Source organism: Bradyrhizobium genosp. SA-3 (assembly GCF_004212635.1).
Lineage (GTDB): Bacteria > Pseudomonadota > Alphaproteobacteria > Rhizobiales > Xanthobacteraceae > Bradyrhizobium.
In genome coordinates this window covers 82,374-100,754 of the sequence record NZ_PSRT01000001.1, presented here as the reverse complement: position 1 = coordinate 100,754, position 18,381 = coordinate 82,374, and the positions used below count along the sequence as shown (strand labels likewise).

General features: G+C 64.7%; 23 protein-coding genes and 1 pseudogene. 15 read left to right on the top strand and 9 right to left on the bottom strand.

Annotated elements, in window-relative coordinates; translation table 11 throughout:
* Positions 1–41 precede the first annotated feature (41 nt).
* Entirely contained in the window at positions 42–1,400 is a 1,359-nt protein-coding gene (locus CWO91_RS00495; RefSeq protein ID WP_130211775.1) for a histidine kinase, read from the bottom strand.
* Between the two features lie 194 nt (positions 1,401–1,594).
* Here CWO91_RS00495 and CWO91_RS00490 point away from each other — a divergent pair, with 194 nt between their 5' ends.
* Together CWO91_RS00490 and fghA are read left to right on the top strand one after the other, a co-directional pair.
* Positions 1,595–2,215 (top strand): response regulator, encoded by a 621-nt coding sequence (locus CWO91_RS00490; protein WP_018320706.1) that lies wholly within the window; start codon positions 1,595–1,597, stop codon positions 2,213–2,215.
* Between the two features lie 70 nt (positions 2,216–2,285).
* Positions 2,286–3,131, top strand: a complete 846-nt coding sequence (gene fghA / locus CWO91_RS00485) for an S-formylglutathione hydrolase (protein ID WP_130211774.1) — start codon at positions 2,286–2,288, stop codon at positions 3,129–3,131.
* Positions 3,132–3,168: 37 nt separating this feature from the next.
* On the opposite strand, the gene CWO91_RS00480 is transcribed toward fghA, so the two are convergent.
* Positions 3,169–3,741: a DUF3280 domain-containing protein gene (locus tag CWO91_RS00480; protein ID WP_130211773.1), complete on the bottom strand. Its 573-nt coding sequence runs from the start codon at positions 3,739–3,741 to the stop codon at positions 3,169–3,171.
* A 59-nt stretch (positions 3,742–3,800) separates the two neighbouring features.
* Here CWO91_RS00480 and CWO91_RS00475 point away from each other — a divergent pair, with 59 nt between their 5' ends.
* The 6 genes and pseudogenes from CWO91_RS00475 (at position 3,801) to CWO91_RS00450 (ending at position 8,854) form a co-directional block, all read left to right on the top strand.
* A complete protein-coding gene (locus CWO91_RS00475; protein WP_130211772.1) occupies positions 3,801–4,982 on the top strand; it encodes an ABC transporter substrate-binding protein in 1,182 nt (393 codons plus the stop codon).
* Between the two features lie 193 nt (positions 4,983–5,175).
* Positions 5,176–6,144, top strand: a complete 969-nt coding sequence (locus CWO91_RS00470; protein ID WP_130211799.1) for a YVTN family beta-propeller repeat protein — start codon at positions 5,176–5,178, stop codon at positions 6,142–6,144.
* Positions 6,141–6,946: pseudogene (locus CWO91_RS00465) on the top strand (ABC transporter ATP-binding protein). Before CWO91_RS00470 ends, CWO91_RS00465 begins: the two are co-directional and overlap by 4 nt.
* Positions 6,943–7,791 carry an ABC transporter permease gene (locus tag CWO91_RS00460; RefSeq protein ID WP_130211771.1) on the top strand — a complete coding sequence of 283 codons (849 nt, stop codon included), beginning with the start codon at positions 6,943–6,945 and terminating at the stop codon, positions 7,789–7,791. Before CWO91_RS00465 ends, CWO91_RS00460 begins: the two are co-directional and overlap by 4 nt.
* Entirely contained in the window at positions 7,788–8,399 is a 612-nt protein-coding gene (locus CWO91_RS00455; protein ID WP_130211770.1) for a hypothetical protein, read from the top strand. Before CWO91_RS00460 ends, CWO91_RS00455 begins: the two co-directional genes overlap by 4 nt.
* 149 nt (positions 8,400–8,548) lie before the next feature.
* Entirely contained in the window at positions 8,549–8,854 is a 306-nt protein-coding gene (locus CWO91_RS00450) for a copper-binding protein (RefSeq protein WP_130211769.1), read from the top strand.
* Positions 8,855–9,091: 237 nt separating this feature from the next.
* Here CWO91_RS00450 and CWO91_RS00445 read toward each other — a convergent pair whose 3' ends face one another.
* From CWO91_RS00445 to CWO91_RS42590, 3 genes are read right to left on the bottom strand one after another with little or no spacing between them, the layout of a single operon-like run.
* The gene (locus tag CWO91_RS00445) at positions 9,092–9,649 is read right to left on the bottom strand and encodes a PQQ-dependent catabolism-associated CXXCW motif protein (protein ID WP_130211768.1); all 558 of its coding nucleotides are present in this window, start codon (positions 9,647–9,649) and stop codon (positions 9,092–9,094) included.
* Entirely contained in the window at positions 9,646–10,530 is an 885-nt protein-coding gene (locus CWO91_RS00440; protein ID WP_130211767.1) for a substrate-binding domain-containing protein, read from the bottom strand. The genes CWO91_RS00445 and CWO91_RS00440 overlap by 4 nt, the downstream gene beginning before the upstream one ends.
* On the bottom strand, positions 10,527–10,712 hold the full coding sequence (locus CWO91_RS42590; RefSeq protein WP_165405148.1) for a hypothetical protein: 186 nt from the start codon (positions 10,710–10,712) through the stop codon (positions 10,527–10,529). Before CWO91_RS42590 ends, CWO91_RS00440 begins: the two co-directional genes overlap by 4 nt.
* Here CWO91_RS42590 and CWO91_RS00435 point away from each other — a divergent pair.
* Both CWO91_RS00435 and CWO91_RS00430 read left to right on the top strand, forming a co-directional pair.
* Positions 10,660–11,586, top strand: a complete 927-nt coding sequence (locus CWO91_RS00435; protein WP_130211766.1) for a quinoprotein relay system zinc metallohydrolase 2 — start codon at positions 10,660–10,662, stop codon at positions 11,584–11,586. The two genes, CWO91_RS42590 and CWO91_RS00435, sit on opposite strands and share 53 nt — an antisense overlap.
* A 41-nt stretch (positions 11,587–11,627) precedes the next feature.
* Complete coding sequence (locus CWO91_RS00430; protein ID WP_165405154.1) at positions 11,628–12,446, top strand: quinoprotein dehydrogenase-associated SoxYZ-like carrier; 819 nt, start codon at positions 11,628–11,630, stop codon at positions 12,444–12,446.
* A gap of 124 nt (positions 12,447–12,570) precedes the next feature.
* Here the strand turns inward: CWO91_RS00430 and CWO91_RS00425 are convergent, their stop codons facing one another.
* Positions 12,571–12,930 (bottom strand): hypothetical protein, encoded by a 360-nt coding sequence (locus CWO91_RS00425; protein ID WP_130211764.1) that lies wholly within the window; start codon positions 12,928–12,930, stop codon positions 12,571–12,573.
* Positions 12,931–13,017: 87 nt separating this feature from the next.
* Between CWO91_RS00425 and CWO91_RS00420 the strand changes: the two genes are divergently transcribed.
* Genes CWO91_RS00420 through CWO91_RS00400 form a run of 5 tightly spaced genes read left to right on the top strand, consistent with a single transcriptional unit; the run spans position 13,018 to position 16,698 of the window.
* Positions 13,018–14,016 (top strand): ABC transporter substrate-binding protein, encoded by a 999-nt coding sequence (locus tag CWO91_RS00420; protein WP_130211763.1) that lies wholly within the window; start codon positions 13,018–13,020, stop codon positions 14,014–14,016.
* A 1-nt stretch (position 14,017) separates the two neighbouring features.
* A complete protein-coding gene (locus CWO91_RS00415; protein ID WP_130211762.1) occupies positions 14,018–14,755 on the top strand; it encodes an ABC transporter permease in 738 nt (245 codons plus the stop codon).
* Positions 14,745–15,473 carry an ABC transporter ATP-binding protein gene (locus tag CWO91_RS00410; RefSeq protein ID WP_130211761.1) on the top strand — a complete coding sequence of 243 codons (729 nt, stop codon included), beginning with the start codon at positions 14,745–14,747 and terminating at the stop codon, positions 15,471–15,473. Before CWO91_RS00415 ends, CWO91_RS00410 begins: the two co-directional genes overlap by 11 nt.
* A 47-nt stretch (positions 15,474–15,520) precedes the next feature.
* On the top strand, positions 15,521–16,324 hold the full coding sequence (locus CWO91_RS00405; RefSeq protein WP_165405153.1) for a pentapeptide repeat-containing protein: 804 nt from the start codon (positions 15,521–15,523) through the stop codon (positions 16,322–16,324).
* A 26-nt stretch (positions 16,325–16,350) separates the two neighbouring features.
* Positions 16,351–16,698 carry a hypothetical protein gene (locus tag CWO91_RS00400; protein ID WP_130211759.1) on the top strand — a complete coding sequence of 116 codons (348 nt, stop codon included), beginning with the start codon at positions 16,351–16,353 and terminating at the stop codon, positions 16,696–16,698.
* 22 nt (positions 16,699–16,720) lie between these two features.
* Here CWO91_RS00400 and CWO91_RS00395 read toward each other — a convergent pair whose 3' ends face one another.
* The 3 genes from CWO91_RS00395 to pqqA all read right to left on the bottom strand — a co-directional run bounded on the left by CWO91_RS00395 (position 16,721) and on the right by pqqA (position 18,248).
* Complete coding sequence (locus CWO91_RS00395) at positions 16,721–16,930, bottom strand: hypothetical protein (RefSeq protein ID WP_130211758.1); 210 nt, start codon at positions 16,928–16,930, stop codon at positions 16,721–16,723.
* Between the two features lie 119 nt (positions 16,931–17,049).
* The gene (locus CWO91_RS00390) at positions 17,050–17,889 is read right to left on the bottom strand and encodes a hypothetical protein (RefSeq protein WP_245471079.1); all 840 of its coding nucleotides are present in this window, start codon (positions 17,887–17,889) and stop codon (positions 17,050–17,052) included.
* Between the two features lie 278 nt (positions 17,890–18,167).
* Complete coding sequence (gene pqqA / locus CWO91_RS00385; protein WP_008562446.1) at positions 18,168–18,248, bottom strand: pyrroloquinoline quinone precursor peptide PqqA; 81 nt, start codon at positions 18,246–18,248, stop codon at positions 18,168–18,170.
* Positions 18,249–18,381: the final 133 nt, after the last annotated feature.

Genomic DNA, 18,381 nt, shown 5'->3' with positions numbered 1-18,381 from the left:
CCGACCAAATCGGGAGTTTTTCCCGATTGTTTCGGGCCCGATCAGGCCGCCGCCGTCGGAACCAGCGCCTCGACGGTCAAACCGCTCTCGCCAGAGACGACATTGAGCGTGCCGCCCAGCGCCAGGATCCGCTCGCGCATGCCGACGAGGCCGAAACCGAGCTTCTGCCCCGGCTCCATGCCGCGGCCATTGTCGCTGACCCGCACCCGGGCGCAGACGCGGCCATCGCGCGTCGCGTGCTCCGCCGGTTCAATGACGACGTTGACCGAGGTCGCGCCGGCATGGCGGAACACGTTGGTGAGCGCCTCCTGCACAATGCGGTAGATGGTAAGGTCGGCGGTCTCGCCGGTCGTGCCCAGCGCGGGCGAGATCGAGGTCTCGATCGTGACCTCGGGATGCGACTCCCGCCATAGCCGCGACAGCGATTCGAGCGCCTGGCGCAGGCCAAGCTCGGCAAGGCCGACGGGCCGCAGTCGCTCCAGCACGCGGCGGGTGAACTGCTGGAGCGCATTGATCTGCTCCAGCAAGGCGCTGCCGTGCTTTCGGACGGCCTCCGCACTCGGCGCGCGTCCGTCCGCCAGCTTCGCCAGCGCGCTGGCATGGGCGCGCAGCGAGAACAGATACGGCCCGAACTCGTCATGCAGCTCGCGCGCGATCTCCTTGCGCTCGACGTCCTGGAGCGACACTGCACGCTCGGCAAGCCGCCGCTTGTCCTCCACCGCCTCTCCGAGCGCTGCCGCGAGATGATTGAGCTTGCCGCAGATCGCGGCGAGCTCGGGCGCACCACCCGGCGTGACCCGCGCGTCATAATGCCCGCCCTCGATCTCGGCCATCGTCTCGGCCAACGACTGGAGCGGCACCAGCGCCCGGCCGACGACATTCATCATCACCAGGAACAGCACGACCGCGATGACCGAGCCGACCTCGAGCTGGGTCACGATGCTGTCCCAGATTTCGGCAATCTCGTCGTTCGGATGTGAGGTGATCACGAGCGAGCCGGGCCTGCCATGGATCGAGACGGGCACGCTGACCGCGGTCTGCTCGGGATGAACCAGGCTGACGAACCAGGCCGGCGGCCCGCGCGTGTCGGCATCAGCGTCGGCCCGGGGCGGTGTCAGCGGATTTCCCCCGGCATCCCGTAGCGCGATGCTGACATGGCGCAGACGGCTGAGATCGCGCGCGATCTGGTTCAGCCGGGCGTCCGGATCGGGCGCCTCGTTCAGGTCCGCCACGATCATTTCGATGAACTCGCGCGCGAGCCGGATCACGCTCTGGTCCTCGGCCTGCACGCGCGGCCCCGCCTCCGCAACCTGGCGGCCGATATTGACCGCGAGCCCGAGTGCCAGCAGCAGCGCCAGCAACAGGTTGATGCGCCCGCGCAAGGATAGATTTTGCCACATTGGTATCGCTCGTGCCCCGCGAAGGTTTTGCCCGCGCCTGTCCGATGACGTTGACAGAGGCGAAGCGGCGGATATCTAATCGGAAGCGTACAGCAATCCCGGCCGGGTTGCATGAGGCGACATGAGACGCGCGCGTCTTGCCTGGTCGGCTTCATGCGGCGCAAAACAGGCCGAGGCTGTCGCGGGGAACGCCTATGCGCATTCTGATCGTCGACGATCATCCCATCGTCGCCTCCGGCTGCCGTGCCGTGCTGGCCGACGAGGGCGAGATCGAGATTTTGGAGGCCGCCGATGCCGAAGACGGCGAGTGCGTCTTCATCGTCGAGCGCCCCGACCTCTGCATCATCGACATCAACCTGCCGACCGTCTCCGGCTTCGAGCTCGCGCGCCGCATCCTCGAGCGCGCGCCGGAGGCCCGCATCATCATGTTCAGCATGAACGACGACCCTGCCTTTGCCGCGCGCGCGATCGAATGCGGCGCCAAGGGCTACGTCTCCAAGACCGGCGACCCCGACGACCTCGTCGAGGCGATCCGCGCCGTCGGCGGCGGCGGCACCTATCTGCCGAGCGCGATCGCGCGCAGCATTGCCTTTGCGGGACCGACGCTGGCGCAAAGCCCGCTTTCGAAGCTGAACGCGCGCGAGATGGAAATCCTGCGGCTGCTCAGCGCCGGAAAAAGCCTGTCCGAGATCGCCTGGCTGGTGCAATCGTCCTACAAGACGGTGGCCAACACGTCGTCGATCATGCGACAGAAGCTCGGGGTGAAGACCTCGGTCGAGCTGGTGCGGCTGGCGATCGACAGCGGCGTTGCCTGACATCGCCACAAATTTCGGTCACACAAGCGTTGCAATCTTGATGTGGTGAGATGCCACGGAGCTTTTGGGCATGACGATTCAGACTGTCTCGACGAACAAATCCTATGGCGGCGTGCAGGGCGTCTACCGCCATGCGAGCCAGGCGACCGGAACCGACATGGTGTTCTCGGTCTATGTCCCCCCGCATGCCGACGGCGCCAAGCTGCCCGTGGTCTGGTACCTCTCCGGGCTCACCTGCACGCATGCCAATGTCACCGAGAAGGGCGAATTCCGCAAAGCCTGCGCCGAGCTCGGCCTGATCTTCGTCGCGCCCGACACCTCGCCGCGCGGGCCCGACGTGCCTGGTGATGCCAACAACGCCTATGATTTCGGCCTGGGCGCCGGCTTCTACGTCGACGCGACGCAGGAGCCGTTTGCACGCAACTATCGCATGTGGAGCTACGTCACCGACGAGCTGCCGAAGCTGGTGGCGGAGAACTTTCCGGTCGATGCCAAGCGGCAATCGGTGATGGGCCATTCGATGGGCGGCCACGGCGCGCTGACGGTGGCGCTGCGCAATCCGCACCGCTACCGCGCGGCAAGCGCCTTCGCCCCGATCGTCGCGCCCTCGCTCGTGCCCTGGGGCATCAAGGCGCTGACCGGTTATCTCGGGTCAAACAAGGATAGCTGGCGCAGCCACGACACGGTGGCGCTGATCGAGGACGGCGCGAAATTCTCCGGCTTCCTGGTCGACGTCGGTGAGGCCGACAATTTCCTGAAAGAGCAGCTCAAGCCGGAGCTGCTTGAAGCCGCCTGCACAAAGGCGAGCATCCCGCTGACGCTGCGGCGTCAGGCGGGCTACGACCACAGCTATTATTTCATCTCGACCTTCATGAGCGATCACCTGCACTGGCATGCGGAGAGATTGAAGGGGTGAGCTCTCTTACCCTCCCTGGAGGGGGAGGGTAAGCGCCCTACTCCGGCTTGCCGTAATTCGGGGCCAGCAAGCGGTTGCGGATCAGATAGCTCATCGTGCGCGTCCAGGATTCATCGCTGTTGCCGCGCATGTCGGCGCTGGCGACCGTGATCATGGTGCCGGTCTTCACGTCGCGCAGATAGATGTTCAGGTTGATGATCAGGTTCGAGACTTTCTGCACAAGGCCGGTGATCTCCAAATCGGCGCCGAGCTGCCCGGCGAGCTTGAGGTCGCAGCCGCCGCAAGCCTGTAAGTTCGCGTGACGGGCGGCATCCCTGATTGGGGCGATGTCGAGCACCTGGAACCTGCCTGAATCAGCCAGCTCCTTGCGCAGCTGCTCGCTGATGCGCTCCAGTCGCGCCAGCTCGGGCCTCGAGCCGTAGAATTCGCCAGGCAGGCTGGTGTCGATCAGCTCGAAATCGAACACCGCCAGTTTCGGCGGGTCGGCGAGCGCGACCGATCCGGTCAATAGCAAAGCGGCCAGACATATCAGCGCTCGCACGATCGTGATTCCAGTCCCCATGCGCGCGAGGACGAAATGCGGGGTTGCATGCCCTGACAAATTGGTCATGCTTTAGCAGAGACAATTCTCCAACGGCGGTCAAGCCGGAGAGATCGTCCGGAGGAAACATGATCCGATGGTTGGTCGGCCTGATCGGCTTGGGTGTTGCCGCAACGAGCGCGCTCGCGGCGGACCCTGTCGCGATCGGCGTCGGCTATCTCGGCGTCGCCGGCACCAGATCGACGCTGTCGCTGGTCGAGCAACCCGCGGAGAATGACGGCATCGCCGGCGCTCGTCTCGCCATCGAGGACAACAACACCACCGGAAAATTCCTGGGCCAGCGCTTTACGCTGGAGGAGCGCCGCATCAAGGAAGGTGAGGATCCGGTCCAGGCCGCGACCACGCTCGCCGAGAAGAACGGCTTCGTCATCGCCGACCTGCCGGCCGATGCGCTGCTGAAAGTCTCGGATGCCCTGCGCGATCGCGGCACGCTGCTGTTCAACGTCGGCGCAATCGACGAGCGGCTGCGCGAGACCGATTGCCGCGCCAATGTCATCCACACCGCCCCGACGCGCGCGATGCTGGCGGATGCGCTCGGGCAATATCTGGTGTGGAAGCAGTGGAAACGCTGGCTGCTCGTGGTCGGCTCGCATGACGAGGACAAGCTGTTCGCCGATGCGCTCCGGCGCACCGCAACGCGGTTCGGCGCCAAGATCGTGCAAGAGCGCACCTTCGAGGACAAAGGCGGCGCGCGCCGGACTGACTCCGGCGTGACGCTGATCCAGCGCCAGATGCCGGTGTTCACGCAGCAGGCCCCGGCGTATGACGTGCTCGTCGTCGCCGACGAGAGCGAGGTATTCGGCGCCTATCTGCCCTATCGCACCTGGGATCCGCGCCCCGTCGCGGGCTCGGCCGGACTTGTGCCGCGCAGCTGGGACGCCGCGCAGGACCAGTGGGGCGCGATCCAGATGCAGAACCGCTTCGTCAAGCTGAATTCGCGGCGCATGACCGCGCTCGACATGCAGGCCTGGACCGCGGTGCGCATGATCGGCGAAGCCACCTCGCGCACCAATTCCGGCGACGTCAAGAAGGTCGCCGACTTCATCAAGGGCCCGGATTTCTCGGTCGCCGCCTTCAAGGGCACGCGGCTCACCTTGCGCGACTGGAATCTCCAGCTTCGCCAGCCGATCCTGCTGGTCGACGGCCGCATGGTGGTGTCGGTGTCGCCGCAAGAGGGTTTCCTGCACCAAGTCTCCGAGCTCGACACGCTCGGCTACGACCGTCCGGAGAGCAAATGCAAGCTGAAATGAGCACTGTGAGATGAGTTGGAGCTGCCACCGCGACGACGCTGCGCCCCCTCCCCCGCTTGCGGGGGAGGGTTGGGGAGAGGGTGTCGCCACGAAGAAGACTCCCCAAGCGGAGCGAGCCCTCTCCCGTATCGCATCTCACGATGCGATACGACCTCCCCCGCAAGCGGGGGAGGTGAAGCCAGCCCGCGGACAGATGTCACGCATGCTGGGGGCTGCGTTGCTTGTGGCTCTAGCGCTTGTCACAGCGCCCGCGCATGCGTTCATCGCCTATGTCTCGAACGAGAAGAGCAACACGGTGTCGGTGATCGATACCGACAGCTGGACCGTGACCAAGACCATCAAGGTCGGCCAGCGTCCGCGCGGCATCGATTTCACCCGCGACGGCAAGTTCGTGATGGTCGCGGTCGGCGACGACGACACCATCCAAGTGATCGACGCCAAGACGCAAAGCGTGGTGGACAGCCTGCCCTCCGGCCCCGACCCGGAATTGTTTGCCCAGGATGCCGCCGGAAAGGTCCTCTACGTCGCCAACGAGAACGACAACACGGTGACCGTGATCGACCTCGAGAAGCGCGCCCGGCTTAGCGACATCCAGGTCGGCGTCGAGCCCGAGGGCATGACCATCAGCCCCGACGGCAAGACGCTGATCAACACGTCCGAGACGACCAACATGGCGCATTTCATCGACACATCCTCGCGCCAGATCGTTGCCAACGTGCTGGTCGATGCGCGGCCGCGCTTTGCCGAGTTCAAGCATGACAGTTCGGAACTGTGGGTGTCTTCGGAGATTGGCGGCACCGTCTCGATCATCGATCCCGGGAAGCACGAGGTGATTGGCAAGGTCACTTTCGAGATCCCGGGCCTGCGGAAAGAGGCGATCCAGCCGGTCGGCATCGGCATGACTAAGGACGACAAGACCGCCTTCATCGCGCTCGGTCCGGCCAACCGCATCGCCGTGGTCGACGTCGCCACGCGCAAGGTGACGAAATATCTGCTGGTCGGGCAGCGGGTCTGGCACATGGCGTTCACGCCGGATGAAAAATACCTGCTCACCACCAACGGCGTGTCGAACGATGTGTCCGTCATCGACGTCGCCGCGCAAAAAGTGATCAAGACCATTCAGGTGGGCGAACTGCCCTGGGGCGTCGCGATCGCGCCATGACCAGCCCTGCCCCCACCGCTGAGCCGCGCGAGACACCGAGGCCGGAAGCGGCCGCGGTGCCGGCGCTGTCGATTGATGGCGTCAGCCATTCTTACGGGCCGCGGCGGGCGCTGACCGACGTCTCCTTCAACGTGCAGCCGGCGAGCTTCACGGCGCTGCTCGGCCTCAACGGCGCCGGCAAGAGCACGCTGTTCTCGCTCATCACGCGCCTGTTCGGCATCCGGGCCGGGCGCATCGGCATCTTCGGTCACGACATCAGCAAGAGCCCCGGCGAGGCGCTGCGGCTGCTCGGTGTCGTGTTCCAGCCGCGCACGCTCGATCTCGACCTCTCGCTGACGCAGAACCTGCTCTATCACGCCGCGCTGCACGGCATCAGCCGGCGCGAGGCGGCTGCACGTAGCGCCGAGCTGCTCGGGCGTATCGGGCTCGAAGAGCGCGCCGGCAGCAAGGTGCGCGATCTCTCGGGCGGGCAGATGCGGCGGCTCGAGATCGCACGGGCGCTATTGCACCGGCCGCGGCTGCTGTTGTTGGACGAGCCGACCGTCGCCTCGATGTCAAGGCGCGCGCCGACATCATCGGCCATGTCCGCCAGCTCGTGACCGAGCAAGGCATTGGCGTGCTCTGGGCCACGCACTTGTTCGACGAGATCATGCCCGATGACGATCTTGTGGTGCTGCACCAGGGCAAGGTGCTGGCGCAGGGCCCGATGAGCCGCGTCGTCACAGAAGCTGGCGCGCAGGACGTCAACACCGCCTTCATGCGCCTGACCGGCGTGCAAACCATGCCGGGAGGCGGCGCATGAGCAGCATCACCACGCGCGAAGCGCCGCGCGGCTTCTCGTTCGCCGAGTACATGACCTGCCTCACCGGCATCGTCTGGCGCGAGGGGCTGCGCTTCCTGCATCAGCGCGAGCGCTTCGTCTCGGCTCTGGTGCGGCCTTTGGTGTGGCTGTTCATCTTCGCCGCCGGCTTCCGCCAGGTGCTCGGCATCTCCATCATCCCGCCCTACGAGACCTACATCCTCTATGAGGTCTATATCGCGCCCGGACTGATGGCGATGATCCAGCTCTTCAACGGCATGCAGTCCTCGCTCTCGATGGTCTATGACCGCGAGATGGGCAATATGCGCACGCTGCTGGTCAGCCCGCTGCCACGCGGGTTCCTGCTGTTCTGCAAGCTGCTCGCGGGCACAGCGGTGTCGCTGCTCCAGGTCTATGCATTCCTCTTGATCGCCTGGTTCTGGGACATCACCCCGCCCCCATCGGGCTATCTCACCGTGCTGCCGGCGCTGATCCTGTCCGGGCTGATGCTGGGCTCGCTCGGCATGCTGATTTCCTCTGGCATCAAGCAGCTGGAAAATTTCGCCGGCGTGATGAATTTTGTTATTTTCCCGATGTTCTTCGCCTCCTCCGCGCTTTATCCGCTCTGGCGGGTGCAGGAGGGCAGCCCTTACCTGTATTATCTCTGCGAGGCCAATCCGTTCACTCATGCGGTCGAGCTGATACGATTTGCGCTGTATGGACAGATCAACTGGGTCTCGCTGGCGGTGGTCGCGATCTGCACAATCGTCTTCATGATCGGTGCGATTTTCGCCTATGATCCGTCGCGCGGGCTGGCGCGACGCGGGCCTGCGGGAGGCGAAGGATGAAGGTTCTGGTCCTGGCTGCCATGGCAATTGCGCTGTCGAGCACGGCCGCGCGCGCGGTCGATCCGCGCTACCCGGACTGGCCCTGCACCCAGGCCAAGGTGCCGGAGATTTCGCTGGCGGCCGTCTGGGCCGGCCCGCCGCTCGACGACGTCCAGAACAAATGGAAGGACGATGCCAAGATCAGCGCGCTGGTCGCAAAGCTGTCGGCGCGCAAGACGCCGCTCGACGAGGCCGAGAAGTCGGTGAAGGAGTTTCTGGCCGCCTCCGCCGCGTCCGACAAGACGGCGAATGCCAAACTGCTGTTCGCCGGCCTGTTCGACACGCTCAACGCCCAACGCTCCCAGGTGATGAATGGGCTCGAACGCGTCAGCCGCAAGCAGCGCGAGGCCGCCGACAAGATCCGCGAGGAGACGCTGGCGCTCCAGTCGCTCCAGGGCGCAACGCCGCGCGACGATGCCAAGGTCGAGGCGCTCAGCAACGAACTGATCTGGAAGACCCGCATTTTCGAGGATCGTCACAAAGTGGTGCGATTCGTCTGCGAGGTTCCGACCACGATCGACCAGCGCATGTTCGCGCTCGGGCGCGTGATCCAGCAGGAAATGGAATAGCGTCAACCGCGCTGACGGCTCACCAAAGTTCCCGTGATATCAGCGCGATCGTTAACCTTTCGCCGCGCTAACTGGCGGAACCAAATCGCTCTAGGATGTCTTGTCGAAGTCAATCCAAGACATCCAATCCAGGACATCCGGAGGCCTCGATGGGAACAATGAAATTCATCTTCGCCGGCGCTGCGGTCATCACCATGCTCGCATCCAGCGCCTTTGCCGACGACATGACCGGAATGATCACGCGGATCGATCGGCTCAATGGCACGATCTCGATCCAGCAGACGCAGAAAGGCACGGTCGGCGCCAGCTCAGGCAGCGCCGGTGCGCTCCAGGAGTACAAGGCGAAGGACGCTGCAATGCTGGACGCCGTCCATGCCGGCGACAGGGTGAGTTATACAGCGACCGAGACGAACGGCACCGGCACGCTGACGAAGTTGGAGAAGCAGAAGCCGTAGCACTGGTCCAGACCGTCATTGCGAGACCGTCATTGCGAGCGAAGCGAAGCAATCCAGAGTTCCGCGGAAAGATTCTGGATTGCTTCGCGGAGCCTGTCATCGGGCCGCGCTTCGCGCGGACCCGTTGGCTCGCAATGACGAGGAGGGAGCTGTGTATCTATTGCTAACCGCGTGATAGCGGAGCCCCCCAACCTTCTCCCCGCGAGCGTGGCGAGGGAGCGTACCTGCGCCCAATCGTTACTGCTCCGGCCGCGGCTCGGGCTGCGCTTCCTCGGTCGGGAGTTTTGCGTCCTCCCAGCCGTCGGTGCCGTCAGGGTACCAGGCGATGTTGGAGTAGCCGTACGCCAGCGCGCGCTTGGCGGCGTTCCAGGACATCCAGCAATCGGCAAGGCAATAGATCACGAGCAGCGCGGCCTTGTCGCCGCGCGAGGCAAGCGCGAGGCCGCGCTGCAGATAGGCGTCCATGGCGGGCGGCAACGCGCCGTAGCCCGTGTCCGGCAGCCACAGGCTGCCCGGAATGTTCTTGCGCGGCGCATCGCGCCAGACGGTGCCTGCGGGAAGGTTCTTCGGCTTCGGCGGCCGCGGCATCACGTCGATGAACGCACCGCTCCTCGCGCGCCAGATCGCCTCCGCTTCCGCCGTCGTCAGCACACGCGCGCCCACAAGCGTCGCTGGCACCGGCGCGCGGTAATTGTCGGTGCGATATCCCTCGGGCTCGAACGGCTCCTGCTGCTGCGCCAATGCCGGCCCTGCCAGAACAGCGGCGAGCAGCGCAACGGCAAGATGCCGTTTCATGGCGTCTTCTTGACCGTCTCCGCGCCGAGCGGCCGGTCGCTCTCGTCGAGCAGCGGGACGCCGAAGTCGAGTAGGATCTTGTTGATCTCGCCCTGGTTCTCCTGGATCAGCTTGTTCAGCTGCCGCTTCCAGTTCTGGTCGGCCGGACGCACGCCCATGCCGATGCGATAGACCAGCTTCGGCCCGGTGGTTTCCTTCACCAGTGGCGTAACGTGGAGCGAAGAGCCTATCTTCTTCGCATAGTAGCCGGCCATCGGGCCCCACAGCACGCCGGCGTCGATCTTGCCGGCGGCGAGATCGTCGATCATCGCCTGAGCCGAATTGTCGAAGCGGGTGTCGATCATGAGCGGATAAGGCTTTGCATCGCCCATCAGACCGGCGATCGCCATGTTGGTCGCCGGCGGCGTGCCGGCGACGATGCCGACATGCTTGCCTTTCAGGCGGGCGTCCTCCAGCGTATCGACGTCCTCGAGTCCGCTGCCGGCCTTGGCGACCAGCGCATAAGTCGTGCGGTAATAGGGATTGGTGCCCTGCACGAGGTCGTCGCCCTGCGGGAAGCCCATGATGACGTCGCAGCGATGCGCACCCAGCGTCATGCGCACGAAGCCGGTGGCCTGCGGGAAGAAGACGTAGTCGAGCTTCTTCTGGAGCTTGTCCGCCAAGAACTCGGCGAGCTTGTTCTCGAACCCCTCGCCCTTCTCGTTGGAGAATGGCAGATTGCGCGGATCGGCGCAGACGCGCAGCACCTTCGGGTCCACCAATTCGAAGGAGAGGTCGCCGGTGTCGTTGGTCTGCGCGATCGCAGCATCGCCAAACGCGCAGGATGCCATCAGGATCCACAGTGAAAACAACCAGCGACGATGTCGTCCGGCCTCCGTCATCGCGCTTCCTCCTCGTTTTGTTTGAATGTTATCCATGCAACGCATGACGCGCCAAGTTTTGCCAGCTTGGTGTTGGCTTTGCTTTGTTGCAGCGCAATGCGCGCAAACCCTCTGAACTGAGGCGGAAAAGTGTCTTTCATCGCTTCAATGATCGCAGCCTTGTCCCTGCTGGGGATCGCCACGCTAGCACGCGCCGGGGCATCCGAATTGCCTGTGAGCGAAGTCGCGCCGGGAATCTTCGTACACTCCGGGACCATCGCCCTGATGACCCGCGCGAACGAGGGCGACATCGCCAATGTCGGCTTCATCGTGGGCGATGATGCGGTGGCTGTGATCGATACCGGCGGGAGCCTACGCGAAGGCGAGGCACTGCTGGCCGCCGTGCGGGCGACGACGCCCAAGCCGATCCGCTACGTCATCAACACCCACGGTCATCCCGATCATATTTTCGGCAATGCGGCCTTCGCCGCCGGAAACACCACCTTCGTCGGCCATAGCAAGCTTCCGCAGGCGCTCGCGGCGCGCGGGCCTTTCTATCTCGACAATTTCCGCCGCATCATGGGCAGTGAGCTGATCGATCCCGTGAAGATCATTGCCCCTACCCTGCTCGTTTCGGACATGACGACCCTCGATCTCGGGTCGCGCCGACTGATCTTGCGCGCCTGGCCGGCCGGGCACAGCGACGCTGATTTGACCGTGTTCGACGAGACGAGCAAAACCCTGTTCGCGGGCGACCTTGTCTTTCTCCGCCACATTCCGGTCATGGACGGCAGCATCCGCGGCTGGCTCGACACGCTGAAGGGATTGGAGGCTATTCCGGCGCTGCGCGTCGTTCCCGGTCACGGCCCCGTGAGCGACTGGCCTGCCGCACTGACCGATGAGCGACGCTATCTGTCGACGCTGCTGTCCGACGTCCGCGCTCTGAACAAGAAGGGCGAACCGATCCGAACCGCCGCCGACAAGGCTGCCGCGTCGGAACGGCCGCGCTGGGAGTTGTTCGAGGACTACAATGCCCGCAACGCAACCGCAGCATTTTCGGAAATTGAATGGGAGTAGCGGGCGCGCTAGGATGGCGAAACGCCCGCAGGACCGTGACCATGATGGCATGCACTCGCCGCCTGACCTTGACCGCCATACTGCTCGGCATCGCCTTCGCCGTGCCGGCGCAGGCGGAAGAGGCCTATGATCCCTGGCCGGGCCTGGTGCAGGACATCTTCAATAGCCGTCCGATGAACGACGGCAGCGCCGTGATCGGCATCGAGATGCCCTATCGCGCCGAGGACGCGGCCATCGTGCCGGTGACGTTGCGCAGCAAGCTGTCGCCCGGCGATGCGCGCCGCATCCGTTCGATCACGCTGGTGATCGACCGCAACCCGGCGCCGATGGCCGCGAAGTTCGAGCTCGGGCCGGATGCCAATGTCACGGAGATCTCGACGCGCGTGCGCGTCAACAACTACACCGACGTGCATGCGGTGGCCGAGCTCAGCGACGGCCAGCTCTATGTCTCGAAGGTCTATGTGAAGGCCTCCGGCGGCTGCTCGGCACCGGCGGGCAAGAACATCGAGGAAGCCAGGAACCGGCTCGGCCAGATGCGCTACCGGCAATTCGCACGCGAGGAGGCGCCGGCGAGCCGCGTGCGCGAGGCGCAGATCATGATCGGCCATCCCAACAATTCCGGCCTGCAGATGGACCAGGTCACGCAGCTCTATATCCCGGCCTTCTTCATCAACCAGCTCAAGCTGACGCAGGACGACAGCCCCGTGCTGTCGATGGAAGGCGGTATCTCGATCTCGGAAGATCCCAATCTGCGCTTCACCTACGTCTCCAACGGCGCCAAGCGCTTCCGCGCGGAGGCAAAGGACACCGATGGGCACGTGTTCCGCAATGAATGGGACGTGGAGAAGCCGGGGACTTAAGTCCCTCGGACGTCATGGCCGGGCTCGTCCCGGCCATCCACGAACTTCGCGCCGACCATAAGAACGTGGATGCCCGGGACAAGCCCGGGCATGACGGATACGTTGAGTACAAAGCGTGAGGCAGCTAGAAACACCTCACCTCGGCTTCCGCCTGCGCGCGCCTCAAATCATTCACGGCCGAATTCGCCTGCTCCGAGGTGCGGAACTGGACGCCGAGATTACCGCGCACCTGGGACATGCTGAGCGCGGTCTCCGCGGTGACGTAGCGCGCATAGGGCACGATCGAGGCGACCACGTCGATCGAGCAGGAACATTGCTCGATCGTAGACCGCGTCTCGCCATTGGCCTTCATGCAGCCGTAGACGTACTCGGCGCGTGCCGACGTCGGATAATCATTGGCGTCCTCGGCCTGCGCCCCACATGCGGTCGCCGCCAATACCGCCATTGCGGCGACAATCGGTCGTAGCTGTCCCGCCAGTTTCATGCGTATCCTCCCGGTGGTTGCGACCAAAGCTATGCTATGCGTATTGTCCTGAAAAGCACTCCGTCAGAGGAAACGGCTCATAAGGTGATGAGAGCACTTGGTGCGATAAAGGTACTTGGTCGAACATTGGCGCTCGCGGTGACGCTGGCGTTGACGCTAGCCGCACCCGGCCGCGCCGCGGAGACCATCCGCCTTGCGGTGCAGAAAACCGGAACATTCTCCTGGGAGCTGGCCGCGATCCGCGCGAGCGGTCTGGACAAGCAGGCCGATTTGTCGCTGGAGGTCAACGAGCTCGCGAGCACGGAAGCGGGCAAGATCGCGATGCGCGCAGGCAGCGCCGACATCATCCTGTCGGACTGGTTGTGGGTGTCGCGCGAGCGCGCGCTCGGCGCCAAGCTCACCTTCTATCCCTATTCCAGCGCGCTCGGCGCGGTGATGGTGCCGGCGGCTTCGCCAATCAAGACGCTCGCCGACCTCAGGGGACGCAAGCTCGCCGTCGCCGGCGGAGCGATCGATAAGAGCTGGCTGCTGCTCCAGGCTCGCATGAAGCAGGACGGTATCGACCTGAAGTCTGCGGCGACCATCGTCTATGGCGCCCCACCCCTGATCGCCGCCAAGGCGCTCGACGGCGAGATGGATGCGAGCCTCAACTTCTGGAATTTCTGCGCGCAGCTCGAGGCCAAGGGCTTTCGCCGCCTCGCCGGCATCGAGGACATCCTGCCAAAACTCGGCGCCAAGGGCGCGGTCGCCGCGGTCGGCTATGTCTTCGACGAGAGTTGGGCGGCAAGCCATCGTGACGCCGTGGCGCGCTTCATCGCGATGACCCGCAAGGCCAAAGAGCTGCTGGTGACCTCGGACGCGGCCTGGGACAAGATCGCACCGCTTACCGGCACCATCGATCCGGCCATGCTCAAGACCTATCGCGACCGCTATCGCGACGGCATCCCGCGCCGGAGCATTGCCGACGAGGAGGCGGATGCGCGCGTGCTCTACCGCGTGCTCGCCGAGACCGGTGGCCGCGACCTCGTCGGGCCGGCGGCCGAGCTCGATCCCGGCACCTTCTATCACGCGGTCCCCGGAGACTGAGGTGCTGCGTCTTCTCTCCTTTGTCCTATTCCTCGCAGTCTGGTGGATCGCCGCGCTGTTCGCCGGCGGCGCAAAGCTGCCCTCCCCGCCCGCCGTGCTCCAGGTGATGATCGCGGAGGCCGCGAGCGGCGCGTTGTTCCTGCATCTCGGCGCCACGCTGGCGCGCGTCACCCTCGCCTTCGTGCTGGCGATGTCGCTCGGCAGCGCCATCGGCTATCTGATGGGACGGGTGAAGCTTGCCGACCGGCTCGGCGATCCCTGGCTGATCCTGCTGCTCAATTTACCCGCCTTGGTCGTGATCGTGCTGGCCTATATCTGGGCTGGCCTCACCGAGGCCGCTGCGATCGCAGCAATCGCCATCAACAAGCTGCCGACCGCCATCGTCACCTTGCGCGAGGGCGCCCGCGCGCTCGACCGCTCGCTCGACGAGATGGCGAGCGTGTTTGCGATGCCGCGCTGGCGCGCCTTCCGCCACGTCGTGCTGCCGCAGCTTGCGCCCTATATCGCAGCCTCCGCGCGCTCCGGATTGTCGCTGGTATGGAAGATCGTGCTGGTCGCCGAGCTGCTGGGCCGTCCGAACGGCGTCGGCTTCGAGATCGGTGTCGCCTTCCAGCTGTTCGACACGCCGCGGCTGCTCGCCTATTCGCTGACCTTCGCCGCAGTCGTGCTCGTCATCGAAACCTTGCTGGTGCAGCCGTTCGAAGCCCGCGCAACACGGTGGCGGCCCCGTGCGGCTTGAGGTCGAGATCACAGGCAAGACGTTCAAAAGTGCCGCCGGCGGAACGCACGAGGTGCTGGCGCCGGTCAAGTTCACGCTTCAGTCCGGCGAGGTCGGCGTGCTGATCGGCCCCTCCGGCTGTGGCAAGAGCACGATGCTGCGCATCATCCTGGGGCTCGATCACGAGTTTCAGGGGCGGATCGAACGGCCGCCGCAGGCGCGGATCGGCATGGTATTCCAGGAGCCGCGGCTGCTGCCGTGGCGTTCGGTCGAGCAGAATGTGCGGCTCGCTGCACCCGATGTCAGCGACGCCAAGCTGTCGGAGCTGTTCAAAATCCTAGAGCTGGAGGCACATCGCAGCCATTTCCCCGGCGAATTGTCGCTGGGGCTTGCCCGGCGCGTCGCGCTGGCCCGCGCCTTTGCCGTCGAGCCGGATATTTTGGTGCTTGACGAGCCGCTGGCATCGCTCGATGACGCTCTCGCTGGACGCCTGCGGGATGAGATTGCGACGCTCGTCGCGAGCCGGCCAGTGATGACGCTTTTGGTGACACATAGCCTGGACGATGCAGTGCACCTGGGCGATCGGCTGTTCTTCCTGTCGGCCCGGCCAACGCGGATCGTGGCAGAGGTACCTATCGACATCCCGCGCGACACTCGCGGCGAAGCCGAGATTGCGGCGATCAAGGCCGGCCTCGCCCAACGAACTCAAGGCGACCGCGCCGAGCGAGATATCTCATAGCCGGTCGCTTGGCGGATGTGCTAGATTGGCCGGCGGCGGAGTTGATGATGACGCGGACGGTCGCCCTCTCAACGCTTGCAATGCTTGGTCTTGCACTCGTCACGATCCCGGCGGGCGCGCAGGACATGATGCGTGACGTCGACCTCACCTCCCCCGCGATGGTCTCGGCCGAAATGACCAGGCCAGAGGTCGAGGCCGTGCTGGCCAAAGCGAGCGCCGCGCAGCCTGCCGATTTCACCGGCAAACGCCTGTCGGGCCTCGATCTCTCGGGGCTGGACCTGTCCAACGCGGTTCTCCGCGCCGCGCGGCTCAACAAGACAATACTCCGAGACGCCAAGCTTGACCGTGCAATCCTCGATCAGGCGTGGCTGCTGGATGCGGATCTTACCGGCGCAAGCCTGAAGGGCGCCAATCTGTTCGCGTCGCAAATGGCCCGCGCGCGTCTCGACGGCGCGAACCTGTCGGGAGCACGCATCGCTGCCGATCTCACCGGCGCAAGCATGGTCGGCGCCTCGATCGCGGACGCGAAGCTCGGCGCCGACATGCGCAACCAGTCGATGGGGCTGATGCGCGCGGTGCTCAGATCCGCCAATCTGGAACGACTGAATGCGCGCAACGCCGATTTGTCGCGCGTCGACCTCCAATTCGCGGCCCTCAGGGGCGCCGACCTGAGCGGTGCATCACTGAAAAACGCCGAACTCGGCGGAGCCGATCTGACCGGCGCCATCGTCATCGACGCCGATTTCGACGGCGCCGATCTCGTCTCGGCGAAGCTGATCGCACCGAACGGCCTTGACCGCGCCAAAAATTTCGACAAGGCAAAGAACCGCGAGCGCCTGATCAGGGAATGACGGCCCGCCTTTGGGAGGACTGGCTGATGCGTTGGGTTCTAGCTTTGATCGCGTTGTTGACGCTTGCCGGCGAAGCCGCCGCACAGGCCAAGGGCAAGGGCATCCGGCTCTGGAATCTGACGACAGAGACGATCTCCGGCTTCCAGCTCGCTCCCGCCGGCAGGACCGACTGGGGTCCGAACCAATGCTTGAACGACAAGGACAAGGAGGTCGACCACGACGAGCGGCTGCGCATCACCGGCGTCGAGCCGGGCCGCTATGATGCCAAGGTCAGCTACCCCAATTCACGCCAATGCATCGTCCGCGACATCGAGATCAGGGCGGATGCGGTGTTCTCGATCGCCGACAAGGATCTGAAGGACTGCACCAAGTAGCCGGCGAATAGACCCTCGCGGCTCACGCCTTGTCGTTCGGGTGCGGATATTCGCAGCGCCACCGCACCGCATGCCACTTCGGATGCTCGCCCACCCATTGCGCGATATAGGGCGGCGCAGCCATCGCACATTGCCGCGGCGACCCGGAATAGTTGAACACCAGATGCTGCTCCTCGCAGGTCGCAGGCGAGAGCACCGCACACACAGTCACCACCAGGTCAATCGGGTTCATGCCGGGATCCTGTCGCAAAAGGCGATGGAGATTAGCACGAAAGGATACGTTCCAAGGAGCGGGAAGTTTCAAACCGGGGCTGAAATTGAAGTGTTTTCGTTCCCTTGCGCACTTGCGCCCTAAAAGTTGACCCCGAACACAACCCTCGCCTGGTGGCGCTCGAAATTGACGAGGTCGAGATTGGCGGATGACCCGGCCGGACGTCCCCAGGCCTGCATGCTCCAGCTCAAGGTCAGGCGCGAGCGCTCGGAGAGCTGGAAGTAGGCGGTCGGGCCGACGAAGAGGGCTTGGCCCGAAAACTCGCCGGGGCCGATGCCTTCGTATTGCCGGAAGTAGCGCATCTCCCCGCCGAGCAGCACATTGGGCCGCACCCGCACCATGCCGGCGAACGCCGCCCCGATCGTCGAGCTCTTCTCGGAGAGTCCCGCCACCTCGAAGCGCGCCCATTCCGGCTGATAGATCAGATTGAGCGCAACGATGGCGAAGTTCGGCACGAGCTCGCGGTCGAACGCGAGCGTGAAATCGGTGCCGTACATCCGTCCCTTCGCGCCGCTGGTCTCGTCGATGCGTTCGCCATGGAGCTCGGCAGCGACAGTCAGGCCGAACGGCGCGTGCTCGCGGTCGAGCAGGCGATAGCGCAGGTCGAGCGAGGCGCCCTGGAAGTTGAACTGGCGACGATCGTCGATGTCGGGGACGCCGGTGATGTCGTGCAAGCTGGCGGTGCCGCCGACCTCGATGCGGAAGTTCGGCAGCGGCACCACCTCGATCTCGACCTCCTGCGCGAGCGCGCGATAGCTCCCCCCGCCCTTACCGAATCGTCCCGTCGTCTCGCTCTGGAATTCGCGCTCGCCGACAGTGCCGACATCGGTGCCGATGATGAAGCCGAAGATGTGCTCGGTATCGAAGCCCTCCTCGGCGTACGCAGAAGCCGGTGCCAGCACGCCCGCGCACGCAATCATCAGCCAAAATTTGCGAGCTCCGCCGCGCATCCCGTGCCCTAAAGGCGCCCCCCGCGCTTTGATGCGGCAGCAGCGCTGACCCGGCGTCATCGTAACACACCGCCGCGGAGCATGGTCGAGATTTTGATGGGGAGAGCAGTGAAGCGCTGCTCGTGTGTGGCTTTGCATCTATGGCAAAGCGCGTCAACCACACCGCGTAATGCCTACGGCGGGCGAGGATCCGACACTGCCACGGCTTCGACGGCGTTTGCCATCGAAGCCGCGGCAGGTCGTTAGTCTTACTTGCGCGAAGCGCAGGCGTACATGTTGATTTCCATGCCGACCGGCACTTCCACGATCTTCGGAGCTTTCCAAGCCATTCGGGGTCTCCCAAGGTATTGAGCGCGACATCGCGCGGGGCAAAACCTAGGGCTCGGTCCCCTATAGTTCAAGCGCCGATTCGAATGCCGAACGCGTCTGTGTCGATTCTTCGCGGCTGCATTTCTCTCTCGG